Source organism: Pantoea sp. A4 (assembly GCF_000295955.2).
In the GTDB taxonomy this organism is placed as follows: Bacteria; Pseudomonadota; Gammaproteobacteria; order Enterobacterales; family Enterobacteriaceae; genus Pantoea; species Pantoea multigeneris.
The window spans coordinates 245,122-260,856 of the sequence record NZ_ALXE01000019.1 but is presented as its reverse complement, the minus strand read 5'-3'; the positions used below and the strand labels follow the sequence as shown (position 1 = coordinate 260,856).

The 15,735-nt window shown below is 52.0% G+C and carries 17 protein-coding genes and 2 pseudogenes; 14 read left to right on the top strand and 5 right to left on the bottom strand.

Going from position 1 to position 15,735, the window contains the following annotated elements; all coding sequences use genetic code 11:
- The first annotated feature begins 140 nt into the window (after positions 1 to 140).
- Positions 141 to 452, top strand: a complete 312-nt coding sequence (fliE, locus tag B880_RS0105730; RefSeq protein ID WP_017346425.1) for a flagellar hook-basal body complex protein FliE — start codon at positions 141 to 143, stop codon at positions 450 to 452.
- A gap of 35 nt (positions 453 to 487) precedes the next feature.
- Here the strand turns inward: fliE and B880_RS27050 are convergent.
- Together B880_RS27050 and B880_RS25605 are read right to left on the bottom strand one after the other, a co-directional pair.
- Positions 488 to 684 (bottom strand): annotated as a pseudogene (locus B880_RS27050) (hypothetical protein); the annotation flags it as partial.
- Positions 685 to 740: 56 nt separating this feature from the next.
- Entirely contained in the window at positions 741 to 1,229 is a 489-nt protein-coding gene (locus B880_RS25605; RefSeq protein ID WP_017346424.1) for a hypothetical protein, read from the bottom strand.
- A gap of 156 nt (positions 1,230 to 1,385) precedes the next feature.
- On the opposite strand from B880_RS25605, the pseudogene B880_RS0105720 reads away from it, so the two are divergent.
- From B880_RS0105720 to B880_RS0105715, 4 genes and pseudogenes are all read left to right on the top strand, one after another.
- Positions 1,386 to 1,772: pseudogene (locus B880_RS0105720) on the top strand (terminase); the annotation flags it as partial.
- Positions 1,773 to 1,845: 73 nt separating this feature from the next.
- Positions 1,846 to 2,010, top strand: a complete 165-nt coding sequence (locus B880_RS27310) for a hypothetical protein (RefSeq protein ID WP_443146813.1) — start codon at positions 1,846 to 1,848, stop codon at positions 2,008 to 2,010.
- A 318-nt stretch (positions 2,011 to 2,328) separates the two neighbouring features.
- Positions 2,329 to 2,475 carry a hypothetical protein gene (locus B880_RS26875; RefSeq protein ID WP_192841068.1) on the top strand — a complete coding sequence of 49 codons (147 nt, stop codon included), beginning with the start codon at positions 2,329 to 2,331 and terminating at the stop codon, positions 2,473 to 2,475.
- Positions 2,460 to 2,933, top strand: a complete 474-nt coding sequence (locus B880_RS0105715) for a type II toxin-antitoxin system YafO family toxin (RefSeq protein ID WP_017346422.1) — start codon at positions 2,460 to 2,462, stop codon at positions 2,931 to 2,933. Before B880_RS26875 ends, B880_RS0105715 begins: the two co-directional genes overlap by 16 nt.
- A 129-nt stretch (positions 2,934 to 3,062) precedes the next feature.
- Here the strand turns inward: B880_RS0105715 and B880_RS0105710 are convergent, their stop codons facing one another.
- Positions 3,063 to 3,692, bottom strand: coding sequence for a helix-turn-helix domain-containing protein (locus tag B880_RS0105710; RefSeq protein ID WP_017346421.1), 630 nt, complete (start codon positions 3,690 to 3,692; stop codon positions 3,063 to 3,065).
- 135 nt (positions 3,693 to 3,827) lie between these two features.
- Here B880_RS0105710 and B880_RS0105705 point away from each other — a divergent pair, with 135 nt between their 5' ends.
- The 4 genes from B880_RS0105705 to B880_RS0105690 all read left to right on the top strand — a co-directional run bounded on the left by B880_RS0105705 (position 3,828) and on the right by B880_RS0105690 (position 5,584).
- Entirely contained in the window at positions 3,828 to 4,217 is a 390-nt protein-coding gene (locus B880_RS0105705; RefSeq protein WP_017346420.1) for a hypothetical protein, read from the top strand.
- Positions 4,198 to 4,533, top strand: a complete 336-nt coding sequence (locus B880_RS0105700; RefSeq protein ID WP_017346419.1) for a hypothetical protein — start codon at positions 4,198 to 4,200, stop codon at positions 4,531 to 4,533. The genes B880_RS0105705 and B880_RS0105700 overlap by 20 nt, the downstream gene beginning before the upstream one ends.
- A gap of 81 nt (positions 4,534 to 4,614) precedes the next feature.
- The gene (locus B880_RS0105695; protein WP_017346418.1) at positions 4,615 to 5,037 is read left to right on the top strand and encodes a hypothetical protein; all 423 of its coding nucleotides are present in this window, start codon (positions 4,615 to 4,617) and stop codon (positions 5,035 to 5,037) included.
- A gap of 280 nt (positions 5,038 to 5,317) precedes the next feature.
- The gene (locus tag B880_RS0105690) at positions 5,318 to 5,584 is read left to right on the top strand and encodes a hypothetical protein (protein ID WP_017346417.1); all 267 of its coding nucleotides are present in this window, start codon (positions 5,318 to 5,320) and stop codon (positions 5,582 to 5,584) included.
- A gap of 38 nt (positions 5,585 to 5,622) precedes the next feature.
- On the opposite strand, the gene B880_RS0105685 is transcribed toward B880_RS0105690, so the two are convergent.
- Complete coding sequence (locus tag B880_RS0105685) at positions 5,623 to 5,862, bottom strand: DinI-like family protein (RefSeq protein WP_026042442.1); 240 nt, start codon at positions 5,860 to 5,862, stop codon at positions 5,623 to 5,625.
- 339 nt (positions 5,863 to 6,201) lie between these two features.
- Positions 6,202 to 6,525 carry a DUF6388 family protein gene (locus B880_RS0105680; RefSeq protein ID WP_017346415.1) on the bottom strand — a complete coding sequence of 108 codons (324 nt, stop codon included), beginning with the start codon at positions 6,523 to 6,525 and terminating at the stop codon, positions 6,202 to 6,204.
- 169 nt (positions 6,526 to 6,694) lie between these two features.
- Between B880_RS0105680 and yedD the strand changes: the two genes are divergently transcribed.
- The 5 genes from yedD to B880_RS0105655 all read left to right on the top strand — a co-directional run bounded on the left by yedD (position 6,695) and on the right by B880_RS0105655 (position 15,727).
- Positions 6,695 to 7,171 (top strand): lipoprotein YedD, encoded by a 477-nt coding sequence (yedD, locus tag B880_RS0105675; RefSeq protein ID WP_017346414.1) that lies wholly within the window; start codon positions 6,695 to 6,697, stop codon positions 7,169 to 7,171.
- A gap of 206 nt (positions 7,172 to 7,377) precedes the next feature.
- Positions 7,378 to 8,337 (top strand): HTH-type transcriptional regulator Cbl, encoded by a 960-nt coding sequence (gene cbl / locus B880_RS0105670; protein ID WP_017346413.1) that lies wholly within the window; start codon positions 7,378 to 7,380, stop codon positions 8,335 to 8,337.
- Between the two features lie 93 nt (positions 8,338 to 8,430).
- Positions 8,431 to 12,279 carry a membrane-targeted effector domain-containing toxin gene (locus B880_RS0105665; protein ID WP_017346412.1) on the top strand — a complete coding sequence of 1,283 codons (3,849 nt, stop codon included), beginning with the start codon at positions 8,431 to 8,433 and terminating at the stop codon, positions 12,277 to 12,279.
- Positions 12,280 to 12,444: 165 nt separating this feature from the next.
- Complete coding sequence (locus B880_RS0105660; protein WP_017346411.1) at positions 12,445 to 13,905, top strand: NAD-dependent succinate-semialdehyde dehydrogenase; 1,461 nt, start codon at positions 12,445 to 12,447, stop codon at positions 13,903 to 13,905.
- Between the two features lie 352 nt (positions 13,906 to 14,257).
- Positions 14,258 to 15,727, top strand: coding sequence for an aldehyde dehydrogenase family protein (locus tag B880_RS0105655; protein ID WP_017346410.1), 1,470 nt, complete (start codon positions 14,258 to 14,260; stop codon positions 15,725 to 15,727).
- The last annotated feature ends 8 nt before the right edge of the window (positions 15,728 to 15,735 follow it).

The window sequence follows — 15,735 nt, the reverse complement described above, 5'->3', positions numbered from 1 at the left end:
TTCCTGTTATGGGCATTATTTTCTGAATCGGGAAATTTGATGGCCGAATAAGCCGGGTTTTTTGCGGTTATTTAGCGCCTTTGCCACCTGTTCGCTGTGCTACCTTTTCGCCAACTTGACCTCCTCATTAAGGTATTCTCATGACTATCCAGGCGATTGACGGCGTTTTACAACAACTGCATCTCACGGCACTGCAAGCCGACAACCGTGCCAGCGACGCGTCCAGCCCGTTAGATTTCTCCGCCACCATGAAAGCCGCACTGGATAAAATCAGCGATACGCAAAACACCGCCAAAACCCAGGCCCAGGACTTTGAGCTAGGTAAACCCGGTGTGGCGCTGAATGATGTGATGGTCGATCTGCAAAAATCGTCAGTGGAGATGCAGATGGGCGTGCAGGTGCGCAATAAGCTGGTGCAGGCTTACAGTGAAGTGATGTCGATGCAGGTGTAGGGTAGTTAACTATTTGATGTGCATATCAAATATTATTATATCGCTTTGCTGTGGGGCGCTGATGGGACAAACTCGTTGAGTTTTTCGTTCAGAAGGCTTCTTTGTTCCTTGTCGTTGTCCTTCATCAGGATTCGTATACCGGGTAAACCATTTGCGAATTAGCATGCCCCATCTGACTGGCTATGAAGTTGGGGTTTGCTCCCGCAGAAAGTGACCAGCATGCGTATGGATAGTCATGAACAGACATAACTATCCGCATCTTTTAAACAAATCTGCCTTAGGGTTATTTTATTTCATAATTACTTTAATTTCATAACCCTTACCTGAAGGCCAATCGTCACGAGTTATATCGATAGTTCCTGTTCCAACCTTAGCTGTTAAAGGCTGACCAAGAGAAATGGCCTTTTTAATACTATCTGGAAGTTTGGCGCCGAGGGCTTCAAGGGAGAGTTTTTCTGAAGCCTTTTTAAGTTCTCTAATAGGCAAATCTCTAGATTTTGGCTGGTTAAAATTTAGAACAAGTTTTACGTTGTTAACAGTTGAATCACTGCCATTTGCATAGAATGCGAGATTGTTTGCTAGCGGTGAGCCAGTACCTATATCTTTGTAATTACTCGCACATCCAGCTGTGCCATCACCGTAATCAGTCCAAGCCCGCCCTTTTAGATCTAAATCACTTAGAAATGAGCAAACTTGCTTTGGAGATGTTTCCTTTAAATCAGCAAAACAAGGGACTGAAAACAACAAGATCAAAGGTGCCAAAATTATTTTTTTCATATACCACGCAAGTCCTTTTTAAGAAGAATTAAGTATTAGTGGGGCAAAACCTAACCGTACGTAAGCCATACGTTAAGTGGATTTTTTGAGCAGATCAAGTGAGTAATGATAAGACGTTTTTTGGATAGTCATCACCAGTGATAACTATCCACATAGCTAACCGATAAAGAAGGTCATTCGGTTTGGTTCAAAATGACGCCGGAGCAGCTTGAATACGTTGAGGGGATGCATACCAGGAACAACATACTGAATGCCCGACAGCTTAGCTTCACCACTGAAGTTTGTATTATCCAACTCGACGCAGCGCTGTTCGACGCTGCCAGGTGCGCTCTGTTCGCCCACAGCCTGAGCGATGCCAAGCGCCTGTGCCGAGAAAAGGTGAAAAATGCCTATGACTCGTTGCTAGATGAGATCAGGGCGGTAAACCCGGCGAGCAATGATTCTGCTGGATAGTCGGTATTCAGTAAAGGCCGCTCACTGTATGTCAGCGCGTCATTCCGTGACGGCACACCGCGTTATCTGCACGTTTCAGAGTTCAGCAAGCCGATGCTGATGGCTGCGATGGCAATTTTGTAGGTGTTGTGATCAGGACTTAAACCGACTAACTGGCGAGGTTGTGCCGGTTCGATCTGGAAAGTGGGCCTTTGCTTACAGGAAGGGCGTCATGTCAGAAGTGGGAATGGTCCTGCTGGCGCAATCCAATTGCGGTAATCAACCAGAGTGGCTTAGAGTCTGCGCAAGCAAGGCCAAGTCTGGTACGTTATTATCAGCAAACAGATGATATATTTTTGCTTCTACGATTTGATGGTCAAATGATGCTTCCCTATCCGAGCTAATGGAAGCATAACATCAGGATGAGATCCTTTAACTGTTTAGTATCCACCAGCCCTTACTATTGATTTCCATTAATTCGAGAAAAAGGTAGGGGTAACTTTGATCTGATACATCCAGATGGGCTCCAGTCGCTGCGATGGTGTGTAATAGATTTGGGTGCGGCATGTCTCATCACCTTTGAAAAAATGAATAACTCCGTGTTGAATGCAACCGGCGGCGCTTATATAATGAGCGGAAAATCACTGTTGGTGATAAGGTGTAAATTATGACTGAAAAGCGTGATAATCCTTCAACACAGAAGCCGCGTAGAACTGTACGTCGCTCCGATGAGTTCAAGGCTAAGCTGGCTGAAGCCTCTTCACTTCTCGCGGAAAAAATGGAAGAAAAGCGACATCTATGGGATTCAAAATAAGTCGATCGCAAATGTTATCTGATGTTATTTCGGAGTTTCCTTTAGCTGAACTACCCATTTCGGAATTTGAACAATATAAGCAGGAATGCATTAATCTTAGTGATATTCCTGCTCCTGCTCCTGCTATTCATGTTCAGCTTGAATATCCCGCCCACTTAGAGACCATCGGCAGAGATAAGCTGATGGAAAGACCTGTAGAGGCAAGAAGCGAAGAACTTCATCATGTACATGTCTGGCAGGAGGGGGGTTGCTGGGAAGATGAAGACGGCCTGCTGGTGCAGTGGGCTTCTACCAGTGATAGCTACGTTGTCTACTCTTACTTTAGAGACCGTGATGATGATCATCATTTTTATGTCATAGACTATTGCCGAGATGATGCTCACAAACTGATAGAAGATAAATCGCAAGTTGCTCAATGGACTCAACAGGCAAGAGCATTCCGCATGCTGAATATCTAACCCACGATAGAGTGGGTTTTTTTATGCCTCATGGATGAATAAAGTCACGCCGTCAGAAAAACGCACGCAAACATTCAATTCAGGATGGTTTAGCACGTTTTACATCGAAACACAGGTTTCCGCTTTTACTTAAAAACGCCGCCGCATTTCCACCAGTGTTGCCACCACCTGCAACGTATGCTGGGTGGAGCGCAGCAGCGGGTAATCGGGGTTCAGCGCGGCCAGTTCGAAATAGTGCTCGCCCTGTTCCGACTGGCGTGGACGCCAGACGCGCAGGAGATAACCCTGCTGGGGATGCTTTGCCAACACATAATGGCCAGGCTGGGGCAGAACCTCGGGATCGAACAGTAGCACATCGCCACGCTGGCACGCGGGCTGCATCGCGTTTTCTTCCAGTCGCAGGGCAAAACTGCCCGCAGAACATGGGGTATCTACAGAGACAGATATCTCATCGCCACTCACCAGACCGGTGACTAACCAGTTATCCAGTGCTGTCTGCTCGAGCTGCGGTATCTGTTGGCCTGTGTGGGTGGAGGGCAGAACAAAGACCTGACCCTCACCATCAATCAACCAGGCAGGGGCACAGCTCAACACTTCCGCCAGCCGCAGCAGATTCTCACCTCGCGGCTGCGTCTCCTCTTTCTCCCATTGTGACACCGCCACGTGTGACACCGCCAACTGTGCCGCCAGTGCTTTCTGCGTGAGTTGCAGCGATTTGCGGCGCAATTTGATGCGATCGCCAATCGTTTCTTTTTTCATCACTTGACAACTCCTTGAAGATTTACTTAAGTAATCTTAAGTCAAATTAAAGATAACTTAAATTTGACTCAGCACCGGACAGATTTTTCTGTCTTTGTTTCGGTCCATACACCTTGCAAGCGAGAGAGGTGGGGCATGGAAAGTAGCCTGATAACCAGTATCGGCGCTTTAGTCATGGGGGGCAGTGCCGCTGCCCTGTTCTGGAAACCCTTAATGGCAGGTATTGCAGCCATTGTCACCAGCAATCGTGCTGGAGGAGAGATTATCACCAGTTATAAAGAGCAAGTCATGATGTTGAAAGAGGAGCAGGCGCTTTTACGTCAGGAAAATGATGCTTTACGTATTCGGCATGATGCCAGCCAGCGCCTGATCTCCGGACGTGAAACCGATTTGAAGTTGATGAAAAACGCATTGGCGCTACTGCTCTCCCTGACGGAAAGCGATCAGAGTGACAGGCTGCACCGTGAGCTAACCCGGCTGATCGCGACGTTAGAGGATCGAGAAAATGGCAGAGATCAGGTTTGACCGTCCATGGTTACGACACAAACGCCATCTGATGCTGGGTGGATTACTGATGACGTTGGCGCTGCTGTGTACCGTTATCACCATCATTTCGCTTTACGTCAATAATGCAGCGAACCACCGGGTGGCGGATATTCGCCGCGAGTACCGGGAAATATCGAACCGCCGTGAAAATAAAGTCGAGTTGCTCTCTGAACAGGTGGCGGGGCTGCAGAAAAAACTCGATACCCTCCCGGAAAGCACCGCCAGCAAAACGGCGGACAAAGTTAAGCAGGTGGTCAGCAATGACCTGACAGAGAAAGAGAAGCAGTCGCAGTAACGCAGTAGAAGCGGTGAGGAGATGCGGCTATCTGACTTAGCATTCCCTTCACCTTACCTGAATCTGAAGAAGGAATACGTTATGACTGATATCAGCGATACCACACCAGAAGCGGTTTTTTCAGCGACGAATACCGGTGAGGCGAGCGATGTTGCCGCCGCCGCTTCACAAACCACCACTGCGGTGCAACAACCCGCAGGTGACAGCAGCAGAACCACGGCGGCATCGGTAGTGGACGACAGCGGCGATGTGCCTGATGCTGGCACTGCTGCGGGTGATAGCACTACGGTGGCCAGCGCAGTGAATGTCGCTTCCGATACCGCAGTGGACACCACCGCCACAGCATTAGTGAGTGGGCTGGCGGGATTACCGCAAGGCATAGAAGCGGTCACTAGCGGGGTGCAGGATTTCGTCGCTGCCTACCATTTTGTCGAACATGGCATCAGCCTGCTGGGGCTGGGATCTAAAGGTGATTTACTGGCACTGGCACGGAAATATCTCTGAATGTGTTCCTGCTCATCACGTTGCATGACGGGGACCTTGCGTCCCCTTTTTTGTGTTTAATGCGCAGTTAATTACAACATACCTAAAGCGTGCTTCTGCGTAGAAGCCTGACCGCTTTGCCTGGAAGGAGACAGAGGTTCCAACGTCGTCACGGCAGAACATTGCGCACGCGACAAGCACACTTGCGACTATTCCTAAGGAAAGGTTGGCTATATCCGCTACCTTTAAGCATGAAAACAGTGCTTTTATCATTTCAAAGAGAAATAAAGGGGCAGAAAATATGAGTCAATCAGAACAGGTGAAGAGCAAAACCGATTATCTGCGCGATGTCACTTCGCAAGTGAAAGAGATGCAGCACTATGCGCAAACCAACACTGAAAAGCTATCGTCTGCCTGGCTGGCATTTGATGCCGGTGAATACAAAGACAAAACCTTCGCACCCCGTTTTGAAACCTTGATTGACCAGCAAGGTAAGCTGCTGGATGAGTTTAATACGGTGATTCAGGACATTGAAATTGCGATAAATCACAGCGAGCAGGAAAAATAAGGCCCGCTGTTATCTGTTTACTGCACGGTGGCTGAGCGTTACTCGGCCACCAGCCACATCTCCGCTTCTTCGAACATCTCTTCAATAATGCGCGCCAGCGTGGCTTTATCATTCTTGCTCATGTCAGTTTCGATGGCATTACGCTCCATCGGCTTAACGCGAGCTTCAATATCTGGAAAAACGCGCTGTACCCGCTTCTCCAGCTCTTGCTGGATCATTTCCCGCGCACCTGGCAAGCCTGCCACATTGCGCTTATCGTAAATCAGTTCCACAAACATGCTTTTGCCGTCCATACCGATAAAATTGCCGCTATTTTACTGTAAATAAAAACAGTATCAATAACAGCAGGGGCTGGAACAGCGAAAAAACAGCAGGTTGGTCCTCGTCAGGGCCGGGTCAGTGCAGGTATGAGCAAAAAGGAGGCGGTGTATCTGCGCTGGTGGGGGAAAAAATAGCCTCTGGAGGTAGAAATCCAGTGATACCTCCAGAGGCAGTGCAAGCGCACTCTTCGTTCAAGGACAATCACGACTGACGTCGTTGATTAAACTTATACAAGTTTTTCCTTCTTGTACAACTTTGAACGTGATTTTGTGCAACTTTTTTTCGGGCCACACCGATCAGAGTTCGTTTTTTATACAGAACTCTTCCCAGCTCATGCCCAGCGATGCCGCGTGGCTTTTGAGATACGCCTCAATGGCATCGGCGGCAACCGCTTTGTCTGGCTCAGCTAACTGAATTGAGAAAATCATGCCATCCAGCTTTTTCTGGCGCAGGAAGGCGGCATAAATACGTTCGGCGTGCCAGGCGCGCAGGGCTTCCAGTGTCATACCTGCTGTGGTGGCATCATCAGCACTCAGCGCATCCAGGGCGGCCTGGAAATCCGGGTGGGCAGTGAAAAACATCTCGCGCGCCTGCGCATAATAAGCTTCTGGGGTTTTCATCTTGATTCCTGAATCTGTAGCAGGCGCACAGTTTACCCATGCCATAAGGTTTTGTCAGGTTCACCCCCGATAATTCACGGTATTGGCGCGTTGGTTATGCAGATGCCTTGCACTGCGCAGGTAAAAAATTATAACGTAGCCGCCATCAAGGCGATTTCAGGAATTGAGAATGAAAAAGTGGATTGTCATTGCGACCCTAGCGTTAAGCGGTTGTGCGCAGCTCAACAATTACAGTGAAGCGGTGAAAACACCGGCACCCGCTGACCTGCAGGGTAACTGGCAAACGGTAGGGGCGCAGAGCGCGCTGGTTAGCCCAGAGGCGATCGGCTCACTCTACATTGGTGCAGATGGCTCTACGCTGGACTGCCGACAGTGGATGCGCGTCATTGCTAAGCCTGGCAAGCTGACCCGGTTTGATGACCAGTGGGTGAATGTGAATCGCCAGGTGCGCGTGATGCCGCTGGTGTTGGAAAAGGGTGAGCTGCACTACGATGGCCTGACATTGCGTAAAGTTGACCGCCCAACCCTGGAGTGTCAGCAGGCGCAGGATATGGCCAGCAAGTATCCCGATCTAGACCAGATCCAGAATGTGGATGTCCAGATTTTGCAACCTCATACTGACGCGCCAGCCCCAGCGGCTCAGTAAGTTTCTCCGCCATCGCCTGCGGTGGCGGAAATCGCTTTGCACCGCACTGCAAAAGGCCTCAATTGTGTCGTCTGACAGGGCCAAACCACCGCTGAAATCCTCGCTATATTCTGATTCTGCATAACAACGACTTTTTTATTATTTGTTGTTATCTGAATTCGTTTTTAACATCAGTTGAAACAGTTTCGTAAAGCGAGGTAAATAGCGTGAATTTCCAGCAACTTAAAATCATACGCGAGGCAGCGCGCTGCGAGTTCAACCTGACGGAAGTTGCTAATACGCTCTTTACTTCCCAGTCAGGCGTGAGTCGCCATATTCGCGACTTAGAAGATGAACTCGGCGTTGAGATCTTTATTCGTCGCGGCAAACGTTTATTAGGCATGACCGAGCCAGGTAAAGCTCTGCTCACCATCGCTGAGCGTATTTTGGATGAAGCCGGTAAAGTGCGTCGTCTTGCTGATGTCTTTACGAATGAGACCAGCGGCATTTTGACCATCGCCACTACCCACACTCAGGCGCGTTATAGCCTGCCCAAAATCATCAAAGCGTTTCGCCAACTCTACCCTAATGTGCGGCTTGAGTTGAATCAGGGATCGCCACAGGAAATTGTCACCATGCTGCTGGCGGGTGAAGCAGACATTGGCATCGCCAGTGAGCAGTTAGTGAACAATCCGAGTCTGGCGGCTTTCCCGTGGTTTAGCTGGCACCACTCACTGTTAGTGCCAAAAGATCATGAACTGGTGCAGGCACAGCCGCTGACCTTAAGCAGCCTGAGCCGTTTTCCGCTGATCACCTATCGTCAGGGGATTACCGGACGCTCACGCGTTGACCGTGCTTTCCAGGCGGCGGGGCTAAAAGCGGACGTCGTGTTGAGTGCGCAGGACTCCGACGTGGTGAAAACCTATGTCCAGCTGGGCTTAGGGGTGGGAATACTGGCCGATCAGGCCTGTGAAACCGGCCAAAACGATGAGCTGGTGCGGATTGATGCCCAGCACTTGTTCGATCCCAGCACCGTGTGGCTGGGATTAAAGCGCGGCCAGTTGCAACGCAACTATGTCTGGCAATTCCTTGAGCTGTGCAATGCAAATCTGTCGCTGGAAGAGATTAAGCGCCAGGCGCTCTCTTATCAGACGGAAGATGAACCGGCCATCGACTTCCAGATTTAATTTTCTTTCTGTCCGCCGTGATGATGCGGACAACTTATCGCCTCAATGAAGAACTGATGAGAGTTATTCAACTTCTTCAGCGAGGCGATTTCTATGCATATCCAACAGATTGCTATTCCTGCCTTATCACCGATTGATGGCGGGAAAGCGCAGAGTCCTTCCCACACCCTGATTGTCCCCGATGCAGATCCCTCTATTTGTACGCGCCATCGGGCTGCACCATCCAGTCTGACCTCCCCCAGCAATGCTACGTGGGACACCTTGTTTACACCGCTGCAATGTGCGGTTGAACAGCTAAATGATGCACTGCCGTTGCCAGAACAGGCGGTGTTACACCGTCTGGAACAGCAGTTTAGCGACGCATTTCCGTCACTCGCGGGCATTGCGAAACTCGAACAGCTAACGTTCAGCATGTCACACGACAACAAGACACAGCCGCTGACTGACCTTTTCTGGCTGGGGGCGGCGCAGAGGCTGCCGTCCAGTCTGATTCAACATCTCGAAATCGTGCAGGTACGGGGCGAACAGCAGGACGTGATTAAGACGCTCAACAGCGCTGAGGTGAAATCACGGCTGATGCAGATGCCAGAGAATTGGCACCCGGCGGAGGCTATAGCTGCCATACAAAGCGAGCTGGATCGATTCTGGCAGCAATCTGCCTATTTTAGCCAGGGGCTACCCGTAGCAAACTGGCTGGAAAACATCTTGTGCCGCCAGCTTCGCCTTGAGCTGCAGCAGCGAATTCAGGATGGTTCGCTGCCCGAAACCGGACAGACGCTGTTGCGCGAGTTGGTTGAATACCGTGCTGCCGCCCGAGGCTGGTTTATCCTCCACGCTGATCCAGATGACAATATCCCCGCTTACATTATTACCGAGCACTTAGCGAAGAAGCAGGCTGGACATGCCATCCTGTGGCAGCCAGGGCAAGCAATTCAGGCGTTTGACGATCTCAGGGCGATACCCCAACTCGCCAAGCCTAATGTAACGCTGCTTGACCTGAAAGACGATCCTTTCAAACACCGGGTGGCGGCGATACGGCAATGGCAGCAGGTGCAGGTACGTCAGGCGGTGGAAGACGGAGTAGAAGCCCTGGTCGAAGGTGCACCTGTGGGCCGCTTTATCCGCGATCTCAACAACAGTGACGACCTGCGCGACTGGCTTGATTTCACCGCGATTGCCGATGCAAATAGCGAGTTACAGGCACGCCTCAGGCTGGATAAATGGCTGAACCAACAGGCGGAGAATGAGCGCCCTGGCGTACGGATTGCCTGGCTGGCAGCGGTACAACGTTTGCAAGCTTGTCGCTTCGAAGCCACCCCTACCGATTGGCCAGAAGCGCAGAGTGTGGAGAAGATTGAACGCTTCGCAGTGAAACGCCTCAAGGCTGTGGCAAAACAGCGCTATAACGCCTCTATCGATCCTGATGGTATTCAGCTTAATTTGCCGCAGTTAATTCAGGGGGCGGCATCACCAATAGGGGGTTATACCTACAATGGTGAACGTACGCGGCTGGAACCGGACTGGCGTAGCCTGACGGAGTGGAGTCTGGAAAATATTGGTTGGCTACGCGCCTGGAATCAATTCAGTAAGGTCAGAGGCACCACATTAACCGCGGATCAATTGACGGCGCTGGTAAGAGAGGCTGATATCGGCACGCACTATACGCGTCAAATTCGTCATCTGCTGGCAGATTCGGCGGAAGGCAAACATATTCAGAATACGTTTCAGCGTCTGACGCTGGCGCAAATGCGGGTAGATGCACTGACAGCCAGTATTAACGGTGACTTTCTGCCTGCCAGCGGAAAAGGCTTAAACTGGGTCCAGGCAGTGTTAGACAGCCCAGAACCGGCTACACGTTCGACCATTAACCGCCATCAGGTGCAGGTGCATGCGGTAAAGATAGGTGAGCACCTGCTGCCGGGGGCGTTCACCTTTAGCGACACTGATCCTGCTCACCCTCAACATGTTGTGCTCTATTTGCCTGGCGCACCTGATGGGCGACTGTTTCGCGAGTCCACCAATGCGCTAAGCTTGTTTCGCCAACTATTACGCCAGCCAGCGATGAAAATGTATTTCTATCAACGGGTGGGGATCCGTGGGAAGCAGACGCTCGAGACCGCATTCCCCTTTCGTGGCCCGGCAAAGATAAACCTGCATCGCGAGTTAATCAGCAGTGATTTTATTCAGACTCACTGGCAGCAGGTCGTGACACAGGCGCTGGAAGATGTTGCCAAAGTGGCTGCTACCACGCAGCAGGTTGATAAGGCGTCTACGCAGCACATTCTAAAGGTGACCACCTCAGCCCTGTTAAGTTTAATTGTTCCGTTTATGCCTCCCGCAGTGGCGATTCCAGTCACATTGATTCGGGTCGGTATCCATACCACCCTGGGGATTAAGTCCTGGCTCGCGGGAAATAAAGAGCAGGCTGCCTGGGATTTGATTGACGCCTTAGCGGCGCTGACCGATGGCGTGGCCGCAGGGCAACACGGCCGTTGGCAGCAGCGTCGACGTAGGGCGTTTGGCGATCCGGCATTACGTCCTTACCGTATACCCGCACTGGATAAACGCGGTTTACGCTTGCTTGAGCACCACGTTTGGCAATCGGCGGGGGGAGAGCAGTTCATCGAAATAGAGGGGCATTTTTTCAAGAGTGCGCTGCGAAACGGAAGACGGGAAATTTACACCACGTTTAATCGTGAAGACAGTATTCCGGTGTTGTTCCGCCACGGCGAATGGCAACCGGGTCGAAGAGGGAAACTGCTGGGGGGAGGGGCTGCACAATCGCTTCAACGACAGCCTGAAAGGGAAGCTGTGGCACTGAACAATCGCTTTGGGGTGCCTGTCGAGTCCCGCGCTGCTTTTCAGCAGCAAATGGATCGGCCTCACTTTTTTAATTCTGCGTATTATGGCGGCAGCAGCCGCGAGCAGTTTTTTAAAAGACAACAGTTACTGCTGGCAAGCGCCGAGGCGGCGCTCTCGCAGCCTCAACGTCCCGCCAGACCCACCGTGCCGGATTTCCAGGCGAACAGGCCGAAAAGCTTTATCAAAAGTGTTTTTCGCCAAGGACAGGGGCTGGTGCTAGGGGAGCGACACGATGCCATAGCCAGCAAACGCTTCTTGCTGGAAAACTTTGCCACGATGAAAAAAAACGGAGTAACAACCCTCTATATGGAGCATTTACAGACCGATCTGCACCAGGTCGATCTCGATGCTTTTATGCGCAGTGGCCGCATGCCTGAAGGCCTGAAACGCTTTCTACGCACGCTTGATCAGGGACACCACACCGATCCCGGTAAAAAATATACCTTTGAAAAAGTGGTGATACGCGCACGCCAGCATGGGCTGCGAGTTGTGCCCGCAGATGTCGCCACCGGGTATTACATGAATGGCCTACAGACTGACATCACTGCGCCGCGGCAAAAAATGTTTAACTACTATGCCAGCAGCCAGATTCGTCAGGGCGGGGAGGGAAAATGGGTTGCACTGATGGGGGATAGCCATGCTAGCCAGTTTTCACAGGTGCCGGGGGTAGCAGAACTAACGGGTGCTATCAGTTTGCGTGTCAGTGATGGCCCCAAAGGATCTACCAGGCAACTAGCTGCCGATGGTGGGCACTATTACCCCCATGATCCCCTGGGTTGTGATTTCCCCGGTGGTGCCTGGGTTCAGGCTGATTATCATCTCCAGCTGCCGGGCGCGCAGCCTGCCGTCACTTCCGCCCAACGGTTAACGCAGCCGGGGATGTTCATGATTGAGCATCATGCGAACGGCGAACCCGTGCTGAGCCACGCTACTCGTAGTGGCTCAATCGTAAAAGAAACGATTCAGCGCGATAGTCGAGGCGTTTTTATTCAGCATCCTACTTTTATCCAGCACCGTTATGCTGACATACCGGCGTTGGTGGTGGCACTGAAGCGATCGGGGATGAAATATGCCGGTTGAATCTGGCCCTCGCATCCAACTTTTCCCTCGGCACGGCATAAAATTTTCTCTTATGGGGAAAAACGCCGTTCAGATGTTCTACGCTGACTGTTAACAACATCCTGCGCTGTGTAGCGGGGGGTAAAGTGAATCAATGATGCTGCGAACCTGATCTAAAGAGGACTTATGTCACGTATTAAACTGAACGATAGCTCGCTGTTGTGTCAGCAAGCGCTGTTTGCCGGGCAATGGCAAGGTGCGCAGAGTGGGGAAACATTGAAGGTCACTGACCCTGCGACGGGCGAGACGCTGGCGGCCATTCCTGCGCTCGGTGCAGCAGAAACTACTGCGGCGATAGATTATGCTGAGTCAGTGCGCATCTCATGGGCGAAAACCCCCAATGCACAGCGTGCCGTGTTGCTGGAAAAATGGCACGAGCTCATTCTGCACCATGCGGACGACCTGGCGGTGATCATGACCGCGGAGCAGGGTAAACCGCTGGCAGAAGCCAAAGGTGAAGTGCTGTATGGTGCAACCTTTGTGAAATGGTTTGCGGAAGAAGCCCGGCGGATCTACGGCGATACTATCCCCGCCCCGACAGGCGATCGACGCATTCTGGTACTAAAGCAACCCGTCGGCGTGGCGGCCGCCATTACCCCTTGGAATTTCCCGATTGCGATGATCACACGCAAAGTCGCTCCGGCGCTGGCGGCGGGCTGCCCAATCATTATCAAACCTTCTGAACTGACGCCGCTCTCTGCATTGGCGCTGGTGGTGCTGGCCGAACGTGCAGGTTTCCCGTCTGGGGTCATCCAGATCCTGACCGGGCTGCCAAAAGCGATCGGCGAAACTCTGACGGCGAGCCGCACCGTACGCAAAATCTCCTTTACCGGATCGACGCGTGTTGGGCAGTTGCTGATGCAACAGAGTGCCGACAGTATCAAACGGCTTAGCCTGGAACTGGGTGGCAACGCGCCATTGATTGTGTTTGATGATGCGGACATTGAGATCGCTGTCGCGGGTGTGATGGCGAGTAAATTCCGTAATGCCGGACAAACCTGCGTCTGTGCTAACCGCATTCTGGTGCAGCGCGGCATCTATGAAGCATTTAAAGATCGCTTGCTGGAAGCGGTTGCCACGTTGCAAGTGGGCGATGGTTTTGCACAGGGCAGTACCATTGGGCCATTGATCAATGACAGCGCCGTTGAGAAGGTGAAAAGCCATATTGACGATGCACTGAGCCACGGGGCAACGCTACTGGCCGGTGGTGGCAGCCATGGGCCGGGGACGTTTGTGACTCCCACCGTATTGGGTAATGTGACTAACAAAATGCGCATTGCCCATGAAGAAACCTTTGGCCCGGTTGCGCCGCTGTTCATCTTCGACGATGAGGAAGAAGCGGTGGCATTAGCTAACGATACCCCGTTTGGCCTGGCAGCCTACTTCTTCACGGAAAACATTCGTCGCGCCTGGCGGGTGGGTGAAGCGCTGGAGTTTGGCATGGTTGGTTTCAATACCGGCGCTATATCACTTGAAGTCGCCCCTTTTGGTGGCATTAAATTATCCGGTATTGGTCGTGAAGGATCGCATTACGGTATTGATGAATACCTTGAGCAGAAATCTTTCCACTTTGGCAGCCTGAATTAAAACAACGTAATAAGGTTTATCAAGCGCCGGTTGTGCATAATAACCGGCGCTTTTTTATTTTGTGCGCAAGATCTCTCTTTCAAGCCTCTCGCCGTTTTAGTGCAAGTTTCATGCTGGTTGCACCAAAGGGAGGCGGTAAAATTGTGAGCTAAATCATCTGCTTAATTGTTCGGCAATTCAGCAAGATTTCCCATGGGAATACGGCAGAAAATTTTTTTCCGCCTATTTAAACGCATTTTAATTTTTTGCCTGACTGGCATACTTTCTGCATTAGCTTATTCAAGTCGGTAATAACAGGCGAGGAAAAATAATTCTTCAGCTTGTCACGGTTGTTACAAATAAGGATTTCTCCATGTTAAGTTTCGACCCAGATAACGTCTCTCTGCCCGTAGGCCATTATATCGATGGGCAGCATGTTCAGGCGCAAGGTACTGCCTTTGCGGTTAAGCGTCCTTCCGATGGCAAGGTCTTCGCCACACTGCATGAAGCAGATGCCGCGCTGGTGGATCGTGCCGTGCAGGTTGCGCATCGGCGAGTGAAAGAGAGCGGCTGGGCGAGCTGCCCACCACGTGAACGTGGCCGGGTACTGCGTCGCTGGGCGGACCTGATTGAGCAGGATCTGCTGCTGGCTCAGCTGGAGTCACTCGGTTCAACGCGTCCGATCAGCGATGTGGTGCAACATGAGATTCCGTTTACCGCTGAAGCCATTCGCTTCTATGCCGAATGTGCCGACAAATACAGCGGGGATGTCTTCCCTACCCGCGACAGCAGCCTTGGCATGTTGGTGAGTGAGCCTTATGGCGTCATCGCCGCGATCACCCCGTGGAACTTCCCGCTGTCGATGGCTTCATGGAAATGTGGTCCGGCACTTGCCGCCGGTAATGCGGTGGTGCTGAAACCGTCAGAACTTACCCCATTCTCAACCGTGAGAATGGCAGAACTGGCTATTCAGGCCGGTTTGCCAGCAGGCGTACTGAACATTATTCAGGGCGGTGGGGCGGTAACCGGCAGCTCGCTGGTAAAACACCCTCTGGTACGCAAAGTCTCCTTCACCGGCTCAACCCTGACGGGTGCACGCATCATGAGTGATGCCGCGCAGCACGGCATGAAACCGGTCACGCTCGAACTTGGCGGCAAAAGCCCGCAGTTAGTGTTTGACGACGCAGGCGACCTCGATGTGCTGGCGCAACGCATTATGCGGGGCTTCACGGCAAACGGCGGGCAGGCCTGTGTGGCCGGCACCCGCTTAATTGTGCAGCAAGGCATTGCCGCAGCGCTCACCGACCGACTGGTAGCACTGTGTCGTGAAGTACAGCCCGGTGTGACCTGGCACGAGCAGAGCCGCTATGCACCACTGATCGATGAACGTCAGGGTTGCAAAGTCGCCAGTGTGGTTGCCGCCGCAAAAGCGCAGGGTGCAGAAGTGCTGGTAGGCGGGGAGCGTTTCGGTGATACCGAAGCGGGCTGGTTCTGGCAGCCGACCTTGCTCAGCCACGTTAACAGCGACAACCCGGCGGTCCAGCAGGAAATTTTTGGGCCGGTACTGACAGTGCAAACCTTTAACGACGAGGAAGAGGGGCTGGCGCTGGCCGCGCATGACACCTACGGGCTTTGTGCAGGCGTACACACGCTGAGCCTGCCGCGCGCACTGCGCGCCATGCGAGCCATTGAAGCAGGTACGGTGTGGATCAACCGCTACGGTCGTTCCGGTGACTTTATTATCCCGACCGGGGGCTTCCTTGGGTCTGGTATTGGTAAAGATTTGGGCCGCCAGGCGTTTCAAGCCTGCCAACGGCAGAAAAGCGTATTAATCGATTTCTGAGTGTACTC

Bases quoted from the DNA above. Each gene is read 5' to 3' on its own strand.
- yedD (WP_017346414.1), top strand. From the start codon at position 6,695: ATGAAAAAGTGGATTGTCATTGCGACCCTAGCGTTAAGCGGTTGTGCG.
- B880_RS0105680 (WP_017346415.1), bottom strand. From the start codon at position 6,525: ATGAAAACCCCAGAAGCTTATTATGCGCAGGCGCGCGAGATGTTTTTC.
- B880_RS0105695 (WP_017346418.1), top strand. From the start codon at position 4,615: ATGACTGATATCAGCGATACCACACCAGAAGCGGTTTTTTCAGCGACG.
- B880_RS0105665 (WP_017346412.1), top strand. From the start codon at position 8,431: ATGCATATCCAACAGATTGCTATTCCTGCCTTATCACCGATTGATGGC.
- B880_RS0105710 (WP_017346421.1), bottom strand. From the start codon at position 3,692: ATGAAAAAAGAAACGATTGGCGATCGCATCAAATTGCGCCGCAAATCG.
- fliE (WP_017346425.1), top strand. From the start codon at position 141: ATGACTATCCAGGCGATTGACGGCGTTTTACAACAACTGCATCTCACG.
- B880_RS0105700 (WP_017346419.1), top strand. From the start codon at position 4,198: ATGGCAGAGATCAGGTTTGACCGTCCATGGTTACGACACAAACGCCAT.
- B880_RS0105690 (WP_017346417.1), top strand. From the start codon at position 5,318: ATGAGTCAATCAGAACAGGTGAAGAGCAAAACCGATTATCTGCGCGAT.
- B880_RS26875 (WP_192841068.1), top strand. From the start codon at position 2,329: ATGACTGAAAAGCGTGATAATCCTTCAACACAGAAGCCGCGTAGAACT.
- B880_RS0105715 (WP_017346422.1), top strand. From the start codon at position 2,460: ATGGGATTCAAAATAAGTCGATCGCAAATGTTATCTGATGTTATTTCG.
- B880_RS0105660 (WP_017346411.1), top strand. From the start codon at position 12,445: ATGTCACGTATTAAACTGAACGATAGCTCGCTGTTGTGTCAGCAAGCG.
- B880_RS0105655 (WP_017346410.1), top strand. From the start codon at position 14,258: ATGTTAAGTTTCGACCCAGATAACGTCTCTCTGCCCGTAGGCCATTAT.
- B880_RS0105705 (WP_017346420.1), top strand. From the start codon at position 3,828: ATGGAAAGTAGCCTGATAACCAGTATCGGCGCTTTAGTCATGGGGGGC.
- B880_RS0105685 (WP_026042442.1), bottom strand. From the start codon at position 5,862: ATGTTTGTGGAACTGATTTACGATAAGCGCAATGTGGCAGGCTTGCCA.
- B880_RS25605 (WP_017346424.1), bottom strand. From the start codon at position 1,229: ATGAAAAAAATAATTTTGGCACCTTTGATCTTGTTGTTTTCAGTCCCT.